Annotated in this window: 19 protein-coding genes and 1 riboswitch; of the genes, 16 read left to right on the top strand and 3 right to left on the bottom strand. The window is 42.8% G+C overall.

Annotation, left to right across the window (positions count from 1 at the left end):
• Nucleotides 1-41: 41 nt before the first annotated feature.
• The gene (gene lysA / locus P3L57_RS11680) at nt 42-1,361 is read left to right on the top strand and encodes a diaminopimelate decarboxylase (protein ID WP_044154818.1); all 1,320 of its coding nucleotides are present in this window, start codon (nt 42-44) and stop codon (nt 1,359-1,361) included.
• Nucleotides 1,362-1,389: 28 nt separating this feature from the next.
• Here lysA and P3L57_RS11675 read toward each other — a convergent pair whose 3' ends face one another.
• Nucleotides 1,390-2,262, bottom strand: a complete 873-nt coding sequence (locus P3L57_RS11675; RefSeq protein ID WP_059336647.1) for a DUF1002 domain-containing protein — start codon at nt 2,260-2,262, stop codon at nt 1,390-1,392.
• A gap of 257 nt (nt 2,263-2,519) precedes the next feature.
• Between P3L57_RS11675 and P3L57_RS11670 the strand changes: the two genes are divergently transcribed.
• The 9 genes from P3L57_RS11670 (at nt 2,520) to ribT (ending at nt 9,155) form a co-directional block, all read left to right on the top strand.
• Nucleotides 2,520-2,951: a peptidylprolyl isomerase gene (locus P3L57_RS11670; protein WP_044156728.1), complete on the top strand. Its 432-nt coding sequence runs from the start codon at nt 2,520-2,522 to the stop codon at nt 2,949-2,951.
• Between the two features lie 372 nt (nt 2,952-3,323).
• The gene (locus P3L57_RS11665) at nt 3,324-3,530 is read left to right on the top strand and encodes a zinc ribbon domain-containing protein (protein ID WP_010334793.1); all 207 of its coding nucleotides are present in this window, start codon (nt 3,324-3,326) and stop codon (nt 3,528-3,530) included.
• 154 nt (nt 3,531-3,684) lie between these two features.
• Entirely contained in the window at nt 3,685-4,239 is a 555-nt protein-coding gene (sipS, locus tag P3L57_RS11660) for a signal peptidase I sipS (protein ID WP_069487292.1), read from the top strand.
• A 235-nt stretch (nt 4,240-4,474) separates the two neighbouring features.
• The gene (locus tag P3L57_RS11655) at nt 4,475-4,819 is read left to right on the top strand and encodes a hypothetical protein (RefSeq protein WP_059336645.1); all 345 of its coding nucleotides are present in this window, start codon (nt 4,475-4,477) and stop codon (nt 4,817-4,819) included.
• Nucleotides 4,820-4,938: 119 nt separating this feature from the next.
• Nucleotides 4,939-5,086: riboswitch (FMN riboswitch) on the top strand.
• 131 nt (nt 5,087-5,217) lie between these two features.
• Nucleotides 5,218-6,303: a bifunctional diaminohydroxyphosphoribosylaminopyrimidine deaminase/5-amino-6-(5-phosphoribosylamino)uracil reductase RibD gene (ribD, locus tag P3L57_RS11650; protein ID WP_069487293.1), complete on the top strand. Its 1,086-nt coding sequence runs from the start codon at nt 5,218-5,220 to the stop codon at nt 6,301-6,303.
• A 10-nt stretch (nt 6,304-6,313) separates the two neighbouring features.
• Nucleotides 6,314-6,961, top strand: coding sequence for a riboflavin synthase subunit alpha (ribE, locus tag P3L57_RS11645; protein WP_024121913.1), 648 nt, complete (start codon nt 6,314-6,316; stop codon nt 6,959-6,961).
• A gap of 14 nt (nt 6,962-6,975) precedes the next feature.
• Nucleotides 6,976-8,172, top strand: coding sequence for a bifunctional 3,4-dihydroxy-2-butanone-4-phosphate synthase/GTP cyclohydrolase II (locus P3L57_RS11640; RefSeq protein ID WP_069487294.1), 1,197 nt, complete (start codon nt 6,976-6,978; stop codon nt 8,170-8,172).
• Nucleotides 8,173-8,204: 32 nt separating this feature from the next.
• On the top strand, nt 8,205-8,669 hold the full coding sequence (gene ribH / locus P3L57_RS11635) for a 6,7-dimethyl-8-ribityllumazine synthase (RefSeq protein ID WP_024121911.1): 465 nt from the start codon (nt 8,205-8,207) through the stop codon (nt 8,667-8,669).
• 111 nt (nt 8,670-8,780) lie between these two features.
• Nucleotides 8,781-9,155 carry a GNAT family N-acetyltransferase RibT gene (gene ribT / locus P3L57_RS11630; RefSeq protein ID WP_003223910.1) on the top strand — a complete coding sequence of 125 codons (375 nt, stop codon included), beginning with the start codon at nt 8,781-8,783 and terminating at the stop codon, nt 9,153-9,155.
• A 13-nt stretch (nt 9,156-9,168) separates the two neighbouring features.
• On the opposite strand, the gene P3L57_RS11625 is transcribed toward ribT, so the two are convergent.
• Complete coding sequence (locus tag P3L57_RS11625; RefSeq protein ID WP_044154865.1) at nt 9,169-9,693, bottom strand: DUF309 domain-containing protein; 525 nt, start codon at nt 9,691-9,693, stop codon at nt 9,169-9,171.
• Nucleotides 9,694-9,780: 87 nt separating this feature from the next.
• Nucleotides 9,781-9,870 carry a YjcZ family sporulation protein gene (locus P3L57_RS11620; protein WP_024121909.1) on the bottom strand — a complete coding sequence of 30 codons (90 nt, stop codon included), beginning with the start codon at nt 9,868-9,870 and terminating at the stop codon, nt 9,781-9,783.
• 214 nt (nt 9,871-10,084) lie between these two features.
• Between P3L57_RS11620 and scpA the strand changes: the two genes are divergently transcribed.
• From scpA to spmB, 6 genes are all read left to right on the top strand, one after another.
• The gene (gene scpA, locus P3L57_RS11615; RefSeq protein WP_024121908.1) at nt 10,085-10,840 is read left to right on the top strand and encodes a segregation/condensation protein A; all 756 of its coding nucleotides are present in this window, start codon (nt 10,085-10,087) and stop codon (nt 10,838-10,840) included.
• Nucleotides 10,830-11,423, top strand: a complete 594-nt coding sequence (gene scpB / locus P3L57_RS11610; protein WP_044154877.1) for an SMC-Scp complex subunit ScpB — start codon at nt 10,830-10,832, stop codon at nt 11,421-11,423. The genes scpA and scpB overlap by 11 nt, the downstream gene beginning before the upstream one ends.
• A gap of 57 nt (nt 11,424-11,480) precedes the next feature.
• Nucleotides 11,481-12,020 carry a YpuI family protein gene (locus P3L57_RS11605; protein WP_059336642.1) on the top strand — a complete coding sequence of 180 codons (540 nt, stop codon included), beginning with the start codon at nt 11,481-11,483 and terminating at the stop codon, nt 12,018-12,020.
• Nucleotides 12,021-12,140: 120 nt separating this feature from the next.
• On the top strand, nt 12,141-13,289 hold the full coding sequence (locus P3L57_RS11600) for a D-alanyl-D-alanine carboxypeptidase family protein (RefSeq protein WP_069487295.1): 1,149 nt from the start codon (nt 12,141-12,143) through the stop codon (nt 13,287-13,289).
• Nucleotides 13,277-13,867, top strand: coding sequence for a spore maturation protein SpmA (gene spmA, locus P3L57_RS11595; protein ID WP_044154898.1), 591 nt, complete (start codon nt 13,277-13,279; stop codon nt 13,865-13,867). The genes P3L57_RS11600 and spmA overlap by 13 nt, the downstream gene beginning before the upstream one ends.
• Before the next feature lie 4 nt (nt 13,868-13,871).
• Nucleotides 13,872-14,408, top strand: a complete 537-nt coding sequence (spmB, locus tag P3L57_RS11590) for a spore maturation protein SpmB (protein WP_044154903.1) — start codon at nt 13,872-13,874, stop codon at nt 14,406-14,408.
• Nucleotides 14,409-14,494: the final 86 nt, after the last annotated feature.

The raw sequence follows: 14,494 nt of genomic DNA, 5'->3' as shown, positions 1-14,494 counted from the left end.
ACTGTCCTTTTCACCCATAAGCGGAGAAAGAGGGAATGACATTGTTCTTACACGGCACTAGCAGACAAAATCAACATGGGCATTTGGAAATCGGAGGTGTGGACGCTCTCTGTTTAGCTGAAACATACGGCACGCCTCTTTACGTATATGATGTGGCTTTAATACGTGAGCGTGCTAAAAGCTTTAAGCAGGCATTTATAACTGCAGGGCTGACAGCGCAGGTCGCGTATGCGAGCAAGGCATTCTCTTCTGTTGCGATGATTCAGCTTGCCGAGGAAGAAGGGCTTTCCTTAGATGTCGTGTCTGGAGGAGAACTTTACACAGCTGTTGCAGCAGGATTTCCAGCGGAGCGCATTCACTTTCACGGAAATAACAAAAGCAGGGAAGAGCTGCGGATGGCGCTTGAACACCGTATCGGCTGCATTGTGGTTGATAATTTCTATGAAATCTCGATTCTTGAAGACCTGTGCAAAGAAACTGGGCACTCAATTGATGTTCTCCTGCGGATTACCCCCGGAGTAGAGGCGCATACACATGACTACATTACAACGGGACAGGAAGATTCAAAGTTTGGTTTTGACCTTCATAACGGACAAACTGAACAGGCGATTGAACAGGTTTTACAATCAGAACACATTCAGCTGCTGGGTGTTCATTGCCATATCGGTTCGCAAATTTTTGATACAGCCGGTTTCGTGCTAGCGGCAGAAAAAATCTTCAAAAAGCTTGACGAATGGAGAGAAGCTTACTCATTTGTTTCAAAGGTGCTGAACCTTGGAGGCGGTTTTGGCATTCGTTATACGGAAGAAGATGAACCGCTTCATGCCACTGAATATGTAGAAAAAATTATCGAAGCTGTAAAAACAAATGCAGCCCGCTATGGATTTGACATACCGGAAATTTGGATCGAACCGGGCCGCTCGCTTGTAGGAGACGCAGGCACAACACTTTATACAGTCGGCTCCCAAAAAGAAGTGCCGGGTGTCCGGCAGTATGTAGCAGTTGACGGAGGAATGAACGACAATATCCGTCCGGCTCTCTATCAGGCAAAATATGAAGCTGTTACAGCTAACCGTATCGGTGAAGCGCATGATAAAACGGTATCGATTGCCGGCAAGTGCTGTGAAAGCGGAGATATGCTCATTTGGGATATTGACCTGCCGGAAGTAAAAGAAGGAGATCTGCTTGCTGTTTTCTGTACAGGCGCTTATGGCTACAGCATGGCCAATAATTATAATAGAATTCCAAGACCTGCCGTTGTATTTGTAGAAAACGGAGAGGCTCATTTAGTCGTAAAAAGAGAAACGTACGAGGATATTGTAAAACTGGATCTGCCATTTAAAACGAGTGTGAAGCAATGAAAAAAGCGCCGGGAATTCGGCGCTTTTTTTATTTGAATATAGAAACAATCGCGTTCCAGATGGAAACGAAGAAATCAATGACTTTCTGGATAAAGTTCTTGCCTTCATCTGAGTCTAAAAATTTACTAATCTTATCTTTCGCTTTATCAAGCTGGTCACCGACCTGTCCCCAGTCGATATCAACATTTTTCATCTTATTGAACAAGGATACAAGCTGATCCTTTTGGCTGTCTGTCAGTGTGACGTTTAAATCGGAAGCCGCATCATCCACTTTTTTCTCAATATCGGCTTTATTGTCAGGCACACCGTTTTTAGCAAACTCTTCTTTTATTTTTGCAATCAGCGCAGCCGCATTTTCGTCACCGATTTTGTCACCAAGCTCTGAGGTCGTCACAAGCTCTTGGTTGGCGACTTGCTTAACGTCTTCAGAAATCGCTTCGTCAGAAGAAACTTCATATGCCTTAATCAAGCCTGTCAAAGCCGCAGTACCGGACACTTCAAACGGAGCGGTAACATAAACCTTCGCGTCCTTAACGCCGGCTGTCATCAAGGCATTGAGGTACATTTCATCCGTAATGCCGCTGATATTATGTGTCTCAACATTTAATCCGGAGCCTTTTTTGGCAATGGTAATAGACGATGATGAAATCGCTCTTGAGCCAATTTGCGCGCTTGGTATATATTTTCCTAAATATTCGTGTTCTTCCTTATTGGTAACGGTCACGGTTGTGGCATTATCAGGGACATTCATTTCATCAAGCACTTTTTGCTTATCTGATTCTGACAAATTTGCACCAAGTGTCACGATGACATCTCCGACTGCGGCATCCGCGAGACTGACTTTCGGAATCGTCAGCAGCAAAACGGCCGCTGCCAGCATTCCAATCCATATTTTTTTCAAAGCAGTTGACCTCCTTCATTTCACAAGCAGCAGTTAAAGCTGCTTTGCGAGGACCTGAATCATGATGAAAAATACAGTTCCGATAGGTTAGACGGAGATAGAGAGGTTCAGGTTTCATTTTTATTTTGGAGAAAAGCCGGGAGAGTCGTTTTCCCCAAAAAGGTGTGGTATAATAGCCGCGACAAGGAGAGACAAGCCATAATGATGATACATAAATTTCTCCTTTGAAAATTAAAATAAAGAAAGTGGGCATACAATTGAAAACAGGTTACTTTTTATTAGAAGACGGCAACAAAATTGAATTTGAACTTTATCCGGAAGCAGCACCGGGTACAGTTGCAAACTTTGAAAAGCTTGCAAACGAAGGATTTTACGACGGACTTACATTCCACCGAGTCATTCCAGGCTTCGTCAGCCAAGGCGGATGCCCCCACGGTACTGGCACAGGCGGTCCAGGATACACAATCAAATGTGAAACAGAAGGAAACCCGCACACACATGAAGCAGGCGCACTCTCTATGGCACACGCAGGAAAAGATACTGGCGGCAGCCAATTTTTCATCGTCCATGAGCCGCAGCCTCATTTAAACGGTGTTCACACTGTATTCGGCAAAGTAACAAGCGGCTTAGAATTGGCGAAAAACATGTCTAACGGTGACGTGATGAAAGAAGTTCGCGTAGAAGGCTAATAGGCAGGCAGAAAGCTCCCTGATATGAGGGAGCTTTTTCTTTTCGCTCACAGCCTGATCTGGCTGTGGCAGTTAACAAACAGACGTTTTCAAGATAGAACGAGGAGGCATAGAGAGATTTGGTATGAATCCTATAGTCCTCTTTATACATATTAGAGACCGTATGAAATAGCTTAAACGAACAAGTAAAAAAACAAAATGAGGTTGTAAAGCTAGCCCGCGTTTGTATGGGTGGAGCATTCCTTACAGTCAGATACACTCATCAGGGAAAAAATTAAACAAATTTTAAAGTTGACATGTTTCATCCCAAACGGCATTTGTAGTAAAATGAAATCATATCAATGTCATTTTTTTGAAAAGGGGCTGTGTTTGATGAACAACAAGGGCTGTATAAAATGCGGAAGCACTGAAGCTGGCCAAAAAGAAATTGCCACAACCGGAACCGGATTGTCAAAGTTGTTTGATGTGCAGCATAACCGTTTTCTCGTCGTCTACTGTAAGAAATGCGGATATTCGGAGTTTTATAATAAAGAAACTTCAACTGCCGGCAATATATTGGATTTGTTCTTTGGAGGCTGATTGATTCTTCTCCCGATTTCATTAGGAAATGGGAACAAATTGATCTGGCAGAAGAATAAATAGATGTGAAAATTCGCTTCAATGGTCCTAATGGGATTTCTTATCGATTCGTGATAACATAAATTGAAGACCGTTGTTTATTGGAGGAACTCAGTTGAAATCGGAAAACGTCTCTAAGAAAAAATCAATATTTGAATGGGCCAAAGCGATTATTATCGCAGTTGTTCTGGCATTGCTCATCCGCAATTTTATTTTTGCGCCGTATGTCGTTGACGGTGAGTCCATGGAGCCTACCCTTCTTGACCATGAAAGGGTATTTGTCAATATGACAGTTAAGTACATAGGCGAGTTTAAGAGAGGGGATATCATCGTGCTAAACGGGGATGATGTCCACTATGTCAAGCGGCTGATCGGTTTGCCTGGAGACACAGTCGAAATGAAAAACGACCAGCTTTATATCAATGGAAAAAAAGTGGCTGAGCCTTATTTGAAGGCAAATAAAAAGCAAGCAAAAGAAGATGGATATGACCATCTAACTGATGATTTCGGCCCGATCAAAGTGCCTGATAACAAATATTTTGTTATGGGTGATAACCGCCGAAACTCAATGGACAGCCGAAACGGGCTTGGACTCTTTACGAAAAAACAAATTGCGGGTACGTCAAAGTTTGTTTTCTTCCCATTTAACGACATTCGTAAAACCAACTAAGTATAAGCAGTTTCCTGAAAAGGAGCTGCTTTTTTATTCTTTTTCTCATGCATCCCCTAAAACCAGAACATAAATTCGTATATCTATAGAAAAGAAATTTTGCAGAAATGCGAAACATATTCCCGTTATGCATCGTTATATTAATAATTTACGAGAATTTGCGGTTTTTTATTCATGAAAAAAAGGAATAACTCATATGAATGAATAGATTCATATTGGCTGGAGGTTTTTTTAAATGGGAAGAATAAAAACCAAGATTACCATTCTGTTAGTGCTACTGGTTTTGCTTGCAGGGGGGTATATGTACATAAATGATGTTGAATTGAAGGACGTTCCGACAGCGATTGGACAAACCTTGTCCTCTGAAGAAGAAGAGTATACAATCGAGGAATATCAAGTGACAGAAATTGACGGCACAGAATATCATGGAGAAGCAGAAAACGGCACGAAGATCATCTTCAACGGAAAAAAATTAAATCAAGATTTGTCTGATATAAAAGAAGGCGATAAGATCAAGGCGTACTTCAGCAAATCAAAGCGGATCGACGGTTTAATCAAGGTTGCAAAAGTAAATGATTAACTAAAAAACACCTTTCGGAACGATGGGTGTTTTTTTGATTTCTCAAATTGTAAGTTTATTTCATTGCGTACTTAAGAAAGGATCGCTATAATAGCCATTAAGGACAAATGAATAAAGATTGTATCCTTCGGGGCAGGGTGGAAATCCCGACCGGCGGTAGTAAAGCGCGATATGCGCTTTAGAGCCCGTGACCCGTGTGCATATGTACGCGGTGGATTCAGTTTAAGCTGAAGCCGACAGTGAAAGTCTGGATGGGAGAAGGATGAAGAACCGCTATGCAAAATGTATCAACATGCATAGTGTTATTTCCTATTGCGTAAAATACCTAAAGCCCCGAATTTTTCTTAAATTCGGGGCTTTTTTGACGGTAAATGAATAAAGAAGGGAGGGGGAAACAGATGGAAGAGTATTATATGAAACTGGCGTTGGATCTTGCGAAGCAGGGTGAAGGACAGACCGAATCGAATCCGCTCGTAGGCGCTGTTGTGGTGAAGGACGGACAGATTGTCGGGATGGGCGCCCATTTAAAATACGGTGAAGCTCACGCGGAAGTCCATGCTATTCATATGGCAGGCGCACATGCGAAAGGCGCTGATATTTATGTCACCCTTGAACCATGCAGCCATTACGGAAAAACACCGCCTTGTGCCGAACTGATTATCAAGTCCGGGATAAAGAGAGTATTTGTCGCAATGAGAGATCCTAACCCGCTTGTGGCCGGACGGGGAATCAGCATGATAGAAGAAGCCGGCATCGAAGTAAAGGAAGGCATTCTGGCAGATCAGGCGGAACAGCTGAATGAAAAATTTCTGCATTTAATGAGGACAGGCCTCCCTTACGTCACATTAAAAGCTGCCGCAAGTCTAGACGGAAAAACAGCGACCAGTACAGGTGACAGCAAATGGATCACATCAGAAGCTGCAAGACAGGATGCTCAGCAATACAGGAAATCACATCAAAGCATTTTGGTCGGAGCAGGCACTGTGAAAGCTGACAATCCAAGCTTAACCTGCAGGCTGCCGAATGTGTCAAAACAGCCGGTCAGAGTGATACTTGATACCGAACTTTCGATTCCCGATGACGCGAATGTGATTTGCGATCAGGCAGCGCCGACTTGGATTTTCACAACAACACGTGCTGATGAGGAAAAGAAAAAACGGTTTTCCGCTTTTGGCGTGAAAATATTTACTCTGGAAACAGATCGTATACCAATTTCTGATGTACTGAAAATCCTTGCGGAAGAAGGCATTATGTCGGTGTATGTGGAAGGCGGATCAGCTGTTCACGGAAGCTTCGTCAAAGCAGGCTGTTTTCAAGAGATCATCTACTATTTTGCCCCTAAATTAATCGGAGGAACGCTTGCTCCCAGCTTAATCTCCGGTGAAGGTTTTCAATCAATGAAAGATGTCCCCTTATTACAATTCACAGATATAACCCAAATTGGCCGTGATATCAGACTGACGGCAAAACCGAAAAACGAGTAGGATGGTGACCATGTTTACAGGAATTATAGAAGAAACAGGCACAATCGAATCCATGAAAAAAGCAGGCCCCTCTATGGCCTTAACAATTAAATGCTCAAAAATATTAGAGGATGTTCATTTGGGCGACAGCATTGCAGTGAATGGCATTTGTCTGACTGTTACTGATTTCACGAAAAGTCACTTTACAGTTGATGTCATGCCTGAAACAGTCAAAGCAACGTCGCTGAACGATTTATCAAAAGGCAGCAAAGTGAACCTAGAAAGAGCCATGGCGGCAAACGGGCGTTTTGGAGGCCATTTCGTTTCAGGCCATGTCGACGGAACCGCAGAAATCACGCGTATTGAAGAAAAAAGCAACGCAGTTTACTATGATTTGAAAATGGATTCGTCATTAACAAAAACGTTGGTTTTAAAGGGATCTATTACCGTTGACGGCGTGAGTTTAACCATCTTCGGGCTGACAGATGATACCGTGACGATTTCTTTAATCCCTCACACCATCAGCGAAACGATTTTTTCCGAAAAAACAATCGGCTCTAAAGTGAATATCGAATGCGATATGATCGGAAAATATATGTATCGATTTTTGCATAAAGCCAATGAAAATAAGAACCAACAAACCATAACAAAAGCCTTCTTAAGCGAAAACGGCTTTTAGAGAGGAAGATTTGCATGTTTCATCCGATAGAAGAGGCATTAGACGCTTTAAAAAAAGGCGAAGTCATCATTGTTGTGGATGATGAAGACAGAGAAAACGAAGGAGACTTTGTGGCTCTTGCGGAGCATACGACTCCTGAAGTGATTAACTTTATGGCGACGCACGGAAGAGGGCTGATTTGCACGCCTCTCAGTGAGGAAATCGCTGACAGGCTCGATCTTCATCCTATGGTTGAGCACAATACAGATTCCCACCACACTGCTTTTACAGTAAGCATTGACCACCGTAAGACAAAAACTGGAATCAGCGCACAGGAAAGATCATTTACTGTCAAAGCTTTGCTGGACAGCGATTCAGTGCCGGCAGATTTTCAGCGTCCAGGGCACATTTTTCCGCTGATTGCGAAAAAGGGAGGTGTCCTGAAAAGAGCGGGCCATACAGAAGCGGCAGTTGATCTTGCTGAAGCCTGCGGTTCTCAGGGAGCCGGCGTCATTTGTGAAATTATGAATGAAGACGGAACGATGGCAAGGGTACCGGAGCTCATTGAAATTGCGAAAAAGCATCAATTAAAACTGATCACCATTAAGGATTTAATTGAGTACCGCTACAACTTGACAACACTTGTAGAGCGGGAAGTCGATATTACCTTGCCTACTGATTTTGGCACATTTAAGGTGTACGGATACACAAATGAGATCGATGGAAAAGAGCATGTCGCATTTGTGATGGGAGATGTGCCGTTTAATGAAGAACCAGTATTGGTCCGGGTTCATTCAGAGTGTCTCACAGGTGATGTGTTTGGTTCTCATCGCTGTGACTGCGGACCGCAGCTTCACGCCGCGCTGACGCAAATTGCCGCAGAAGGCCGGGGAGTGCTTTTGTATCTCCGCCAAGAAGGCCGGGGCATCGGTCTGATCAATAAGTTAAAAGCTTATAAGCTTCAGGAAGAAGGGTATGACACCGTAGAAGCCAACGAGGAGCTGGGATTCTTGCCTGATCTTCGCAACTATGGCATCGGTGCACAAATGTTACGCGATCTCGGCGTGCGGAATATGAAGCTTTTGACGAATAATCCGCGCAAAATCGCCGGTCTTGAGGGCTATGGTCTCAGCATTACAGAAAGAGTGCCGCTTCAAATGGAGGCCAAAGAGCACAACAAAAAATATTTGCAAACAAAGATGAACAAACTAGGTCATTTACTTCATTTCTAATCACAAAAATCACAAAAAAGGATGGGAATCATATGAATATCATACAAGGAAATTTAGTTGGTACAGGTCTTAAAATCGGAATCGTAGTAGGAAGATTTAATGATTTTATTACAAGCAAGCTGCTGAGCGGGGCAGAAGATGCTTTGCTCAGACACGGTGTGGATACAAACGATATTGATGTGGCTTGGGTTCCGGGCGCATTTGAAATTCCTTTCGCTGCTAAAAAAATGGCGGAAACAAAAAAATATGACGCCGTTATTACACTCGGCACTGTCATCAGAGGCGCGACGACTCATTACGATTACGTCTGCAACGAAGCTGCAAAAGGCATCGCGCAAGCAGCGAACACAACAGGCGTACCTGTGATCTTTGGAATTGTCACTACGGAAAACATTGAGCAGGCCATTGAACGGGCTGGAACAAAAGCAGGCAATAAGGGCGTAGATTGTGCTGTTTCTGCCATAGAAATGGCAAATTTAAACCGTTCATTTGAATAATTTGCTGAAAACAGTTTAAAAATATGGCGAAAATGATATAATGTGAGAAAACGGATCACCTATACTTATCCGTTTGATAGAACTGGACATTTAGGATATAGAGGGGTTTTTATGTTAATTCGTTATAAAAAATCGTTTGAAAAGATTGCGATGGGACTTCTTTCATTTATGCCAAATGAAAAAGATCTTAAGCAGCTTCAGCAGACAATTAAGGACTACGAAACGGATACAGACCGCCAGCTCTTTCTTTGGAAAGAGGACGAGGATATCGTCGGAGCAATCGGAGTTGAAAAAAAGGATTCCGAGGTTGAAATCCGGCATATCAGTGTGAATCCTTCTCATCGCCATCAAGGAATCGGAAAACAGATGATGGATGCTTTAAAGCATTTATTCAAAACGCAGGTACTGGTTCCGAATGAATTAACGCAGAGCTTTTTCGAACGCTGTCAAGGTCAGCAGGATCAAGACATTTCATACAATAATTAAGCAGAGGCTGTTATCAGCCTCTGCTTTTTTTTCTTCGTTCAATTTCTTTCTCGCGTTCGCGGATGACATCAGTCCGATCCCGCAAACGATGTTTATGAATTAGAAATCTATCAGTGAGAGTGCTGGGCTGTCCCCACGTGTAAGCTTTTCGTTTGCATTCAATGCGGCATGCTTCCTTCAGCCTCTCATCTTTCATTGGCAGCATGATGCTTTTATAGGAAGATCCCAGTTCAATTTGTTCGTAAACCGACTGCATAAGCTCCAGTAAACGGGTATGATCAAGCCCCAAATCTTCCACCGCTTGTTTTTCCGCTTGAAGAATCCGTATGCTGTTTGCCAGCAATCTTTTGGCCCCGGCTGTATTCTGTCTTCTGTGATGATACAAAGCAACAGCAAGCTGGATAAAGCCGACCCAAAGTATTTTTCGTTTGTTCGGAGGATCTTCCTTCCAATATTCTTCTAGTATTTCATGGCATTCAAAATAATCCCGTGTTGCGTGAAATTCAACGAGATAATCGATATAAGCTTTTGGGTACAAGATGCTTCCTCCTTTTAATCCGCCTTTAGTGTAACACAGGACAGATAAAAGGAAAAAACAGCGCATTGGATTCGCTCTTTTTTAGTTCTAGCAAATCCAAGCGGCACCTACGATAATCAGCAGAATAAACAAAACAACAATTAAAGCGAAACCGCCGCTGAAGCACTTTTCTCCCATGAACATTCAGCCTCCTTTGTTGTGGTCTACGCGAGCATCCTATGTACACCTGCCCTTTTTTGTGTAGGCGGATATCTTGTTATTTGAATATTCAGCACTAATCTCTCGAAATGCAGGAAATGAAATAGTATTGGACGAGAGCTTTTTGGTGGCTTATACTAAAGGGTAGCCAGTTTATCCGGCAATGAGAGTGATACTTGAAAATGGTGAGATGATGGAAGAATATCAAGTGAAAATTGATACGTTTGAAGGCCCATTGGACCTGCTGCTTCATTTAATCAATCGTCTTGAAATTGACATATATGATATACCTGTGGCGAAGATTACTGAACAATATTTATTGTATGTACATACGATGCGTGTGCTTGAGCTTGATATCGCCAGCGAGTATTTGGTGATGGCTGCCACACTGCTCAGTATTAAAAGCAGAATGCTGCTCCCGAAGCAAGAGGAAGAACTGTTTGAGGATGAATTGCTTGAGGAAGAAGACCCGCGGGAGGAACTGATTGAAAAGCTGATTGAGTATAGAAAATATAAAGACGCGGCGAAAGAATTAAAGGAACGGGAAGAAGAAAGACAAAAATCATTCACGAAACCGCCGAGTGACTTGAGCGAATATGCAAAAGAAGTGAAACAGTCGGAGCAAAAGCTGTCAGTCACAGTCTACGATATGATTGGCGCTTTTCAAAAAGTGCTGAAGCGAAAAAAAATAACAAGGCCGATGGAAACAACAATTACAAGACAGGAAATACCAATCGAAGACAGAATGAATGAAATCGTGCACAGCCTGAAATCAAAAGGAAAAAGAATCAATTTTATGGATCTTTTTTCATATGAGCAAAAAGAACATTTGGTTGTCACCTTCCTGGCTGTTCTAGAACTGATGAAAAATCAGCTGATTTTGATTGAGCAGGAGCAAAATTTTTCAGATATTTACATTATGGGGAGTGAATCCATTCATGGGGCTTGATATCGTGAATTGGAAAGCTATAGTGGAAGCCCTTCTATATGCGGCAGGCGATGAAGGACTGACCAAAAAACAGCTGTTAACAGTGCTTGAAATAGAAGAGCCTGAACTGAACACCATTATGGCGGATGTCGCAGACGATTACCGTCATGATACAAGAGGCATTGAACTTATTGAATATGCAGATACGTACATGCTTTCCACCAAAAAGGACTTTGCGCCGTACTTGAAAAAACTGATCGAAGTACCGTCGAAAGGCCTTTCCCAGGCATCTTTGGAGGTGCTGGCGATTGTTTCATATAAACAGCCGATTACGAGAGCGGAAATTGAAGATATCAGAGGCGTGAAATCAGAAAGAATTTTACACAGCCTTGTCGCCAAGGCGCTGCTGTGTGAAGTCGGACGAGCTGACGGTCCGGGACGGGCCATTTTATACGGCACGACGCCGACTTTTCTTGAGCAATTCGGCTTAAAAACGCTGGACGAGCTTCCGCCGCTGCCTGAAAATGCGGAAGATGACGTTCTTCAAGAAGAAGCGGATTTATTCTTTGAGAACTTTAACCAAACCTTTGAAGATATAAAATAGAGATTTAATGAATCGCGCTTTTTCATCAACATAAGATATAAGGAAGAAGTAGCTATCATGAAAGAAGCAAAATGTGAGAGACAAAGACATGAGGGGAAGATACCAAACGAAATGGGACATTCGATTGTGCGAGTGCAGACTCAAAAAACAGGCGAATTCTTATCAATGGTTGTCAATACCGTTAATGATTATTTAAATCAAACCACACTGGCGTCTATGCAGGCTGAATTGCCTGTTGAAGAGACATACTGCTGCGATGTGCTGAGCACGCTGAGAAGAATGACAGTATTTTGTGAAGGAGGCGCTGAAGCATGCCGCCGTCTCCTTATGCAAGAGCCATTTCAGGAAACCAGAGCGGAAAAAACACTTTACAATGTGTATCATCAATGCATTGAAGAGTTCTTTATGCCAAAGAAAGACACCTGGTGTGAAAACAGCCGGGCGTCATATACCGGAGTCAGCGCAATTGAGTTCTACCATGCTGTTCCGCAGTCTCTGGAGCAATTATTATTGCCGCTGAGCGCAGCGTTTCTGAAGATGAGGGAAGAACTGGCTCATTACGAAGCGTCCGGATCTAGCATGGCATCAATCAGATAAGACTTACTCTCCCTTTATGGGAGAGTTTTTTTATGTTTGCAGGCCATGACACAATTGTTATTCATAACTGATGGACATGCGCATAAACTTGTACAAACCACCACAAGGACGTGAACAAACATGCGCATTTTTAAAAAAGCTGTATTAATCGTCATCATTTCTTTTCTATTTGCCAATGTAAATGTGAACACAGCACATGCAGCTATAAATGTCAGTGCGAAGAGCGCCATTGTCATTGACGGCACATCAGGAAGAGTGTTATTTGCCAAGGACGAGCATGAAAAAAGGCGGATTGCCAGTATTACAAAGATCATGACCGCTGTTCTCGCCATTGAATCCGGAAAAATGGAAGAAACCGTGACCGTTTCTGCAAATGCGGTCAGAACAGAGGGTTCGGCCATTTATTTAACCGAAGGGCAAAAAGTAAAATTAAAGGATCTTGTGTATGGCCTGATGCTGAGATCCGGGAACGATGCTGCTGTTGCGATTGCTGAGTATGTCGGGGGAAGCCTCGATGGATTTGTCTATATGATGAACCAAAAAGCAGAACAAATCGGTATGGAAAATACCCGTTTTCAAAACCCGCACGGATTGGATGACCATGAAAATCACTACTCAACAGCTTATGACATGGCTGTTTTAACGAAATACGCCATGAAGCTCAAAGACTATCAAACCATCTCCGGCACAAAAATATACAAAGCAGAAACAATGGAAAGCGTATGGAAAAACAAAAATAAATTGCTGACGATGCTGTATCCATACAGCACTGGGGGGAAAACAGGCTATACCAAGCTTGCAAAACGCACACTCGTTTCAACCGCTTCAAAGGACGGCGTTAATCTGATAGCCGTTACCATTAATGACCCCGACGATTGGGATGATCATATGAATATGTTTAACTATGTATTTGATCATTATCAAACATATTTAATCGCAAAAAAAGGAGATATTCCGAAGCTCAAAGGTACATTTTATGAGTCTAAAGCTTTCATCAAACGGGACATCACCTATTTGCTTACCGAAGAAGAAAAAGAAGATGTCAAAATTAACACTACCCTGCTCAAACCGAAAAAAGCCTGGGAAAAGGATGTCTCAAAAATTCCGGATATTGTAGGACATATGAAAGTCATGTTCAACGATGAAACCATCGCAAAAGTGCCGATCTATTACGAAAACCAACGAAATCAAAAACCGAAAAAAAAGTTTTTTGAAACGTTTCAATCCATTTTTCTGAATGCGGCTGGCGGGACAAAATGGTCAATATAATCTGGGTCAGCTTAACTGTGATCGGGCTAGTATTTGCGATGTGCAATGGAACGCTGCAGGATGTAAATGAGGCGGTGTTTAAAGGAGCCAAAGAAGCTGTCACAATCTCATTTGGACTTATGAGCGTGCTTGTTTTTTGGCTTGGTTTAATGAAAATAGCTGAACAGTCAGGACTGCTGGATATTTTCAGCCGTCTGTGCAGGCCTTTTATTTCTAAGCTGTTTCCTGACATACCGCCGGATCATCCAGCAATGGGCTACATTTTATCAAATCTCATGGCGAACTTCTTCGGCCTCGGGAACGCGGCCACACCTCTTGGCATTAAAGCAATGGAGCAAATGAAGAAGCTGAATGGAAACCGTTCGGAAGCGAGCCGTTCCATGATCACTTTTTTAGCTGTTAATACTTCGTGCATTACTCTCATCCCGACAACGGTTATCGCCGTGCGAATGGCCTATTCCTCCAAAACACCGACAGATATCGTCGGACCGAGCATTTTGGCGACACTTATTTCTGGAATTGGCGCCATTATTATTGACCGGTATTTTTATTACCGCCGTAAAAAGAAGGGGAGGTAAGCCGATGGAAATTATCAACTGGCTGTCTTTAGCCATGATCCCTATTATTATTGCCGGCATTCTTCTTTATGGAACAATCAAAAAGGTACCGACATATGAATCCTTTGTTGAAGGCGGAAAAGAAGGAATTGAGATCGCATTTTCGATTATCCCCTACTTAGTCGGGATGCTAGTTGCGATTACTGTTTTCAGATCATCAGGGGCGCTTGACTTTTTTATGGATTTTTTAAAGCCTGTCTTTTCCGCCTTCGGCATACCGGCTGAGGTGGTTCCGCTTGCGCTGATTCGTCCGATCTCCGGTACGGCTGCTCTGGGTATGACCACCGATTTAATTGCAGTGTATGGACCGGACTCCTTTATTGGCAGGCTGGCTTCGGTGATGCAGGGATCAACGGATACAACACTTTATGTGCTGACGGTGTATTTCGGAGCGGTCGGCATTAAAAAAATGGGTGATGCGTTAAAGGTGGGACTTCTTGCTGATTTAATCGGTGTAGTTGCATCTATCATCATCGTTACGTTATTATTTGGGAGCGCCTGAAAATGGCGTTTTTTTAGATAAAGCATGCGAAATCTGAAAAAGCTTGTTTGTTCAGGTTGAAAAAAGTAAGATAATACTTGAGGTGA

Source organism: Bacillus sp. B28 (assembly GCF_029536185.1).
GTDB lineage: Bacteria > Bacillota > Bacilli > Bacillales > Bacillaceae > Bacillus > Bacillus halotolerans.
The sequence above is the reverse complement of the archived record's forward strand: the minus strand, read 5'-3'. Positions and strand labels throughout refer to the sequence as shown.

What these genes read in the sequence shown, in the direction of transcription:
- P3L57_RS11665 (WP_010334793.1), top strand. Translation starts at nt 3,324, where the DNA reads ATGAACAACAAGGGCTGTATAAAATGCGGAAGCACTGAAGCTGGCCAA.
- P3L57_RS11655 (WP_059336645.1), top strand. Translation starts at nt 4,475, where the DNA reads ATGGGAAGAATAAAAACCAAGATTACCATTCTGTTAGTGCTACTGGTT.
- ribD (WP_069487293.1), top strand. Translation starts at nt 5,218, where the DNA reads ATGGAAGAGTATTATATGAAACTGGCGTTGGATCTTGCGAAGCAGGGT.
- ribE (WP_024121913.1), top strand. Translation starts at nt 6,314, where the DNA reads ATGTTTACAGGAATTATAGAAGAAACAGGCACAATCGAATCCATGAAA.
- P3L57_RS11640 (WP_069487294.1), top strand. Translation starts at nt 6,976, where the DNA reads ATGTTTCATCCGATAGAAGAGGCATTAGACGCTTTAAAAAAAGGCGAA.
- ribH (WP_024121911.1), top strand. Translation starts at nt 8,205, where the DNA reads ATGAATATCATACAAGGAAATTTAGTTGGTACAGGTCTTAAAATCGGA.
- ribT (WP_003223910.1), top strand. Translation starts at nt 8,781, where the DNA reads ATGTTAATTCGTTATAAAAAATCGTTTGAAAAGATTGCGATGGGACTT.
- P3L57_RS11620 (WP_024121909.1), bottom strand. Translation starts at nt 9,870, where the DNA reads ATGGGAGAAAAGTGCTTCAGCGGCGGTTTCGCTTTAATTGTTGTTTTG.
- scpA (WP_024121908.1), top strand. Translation starts at nt 10,085, where the DNA reads ATGGAAGAATATCAAGTGAAAATTGATACGTTTGAAGGCCCATTGGAC.
- scpB (WP_044154877.1), top strand. Translation starts at nt 10,830, where the DNA reads ATGGGGCTTGATATCGTGAATTGGAAAGCTATAGTGGAAGCCCTTCTA.
- P3L57_RS11605 (WP_059336642.1), top strand. Translation starts at nt 11,481, where the DNA reads ATGAAAGAAGCAAAATGTGAGAGACAAAGACATGAGGGGAAGATACCA.
- P3L57_RS11600 (WP_069487295.1), top strand. Translation starts at nt 12,141, where the DNA reads ATGCGCATTTTTAAAAAAGCTGTATTAATCGTCATCATTTCTTTTCTA.
- spmA (WP_044154898.1), top strand. Translation starts at nt 13,277, where the DNA reads ATGGTCAATATAATCTGGGTCAGCTTAACTGTGATCGGGCTAGTATTT.
- spmB (WP_044154903.1), top strand. Translation starts at nt 13,872, where the DNA reads ATGGAAATTATCAACTGGCTGTCTTTAGCCATGATCCCTATTATTATT.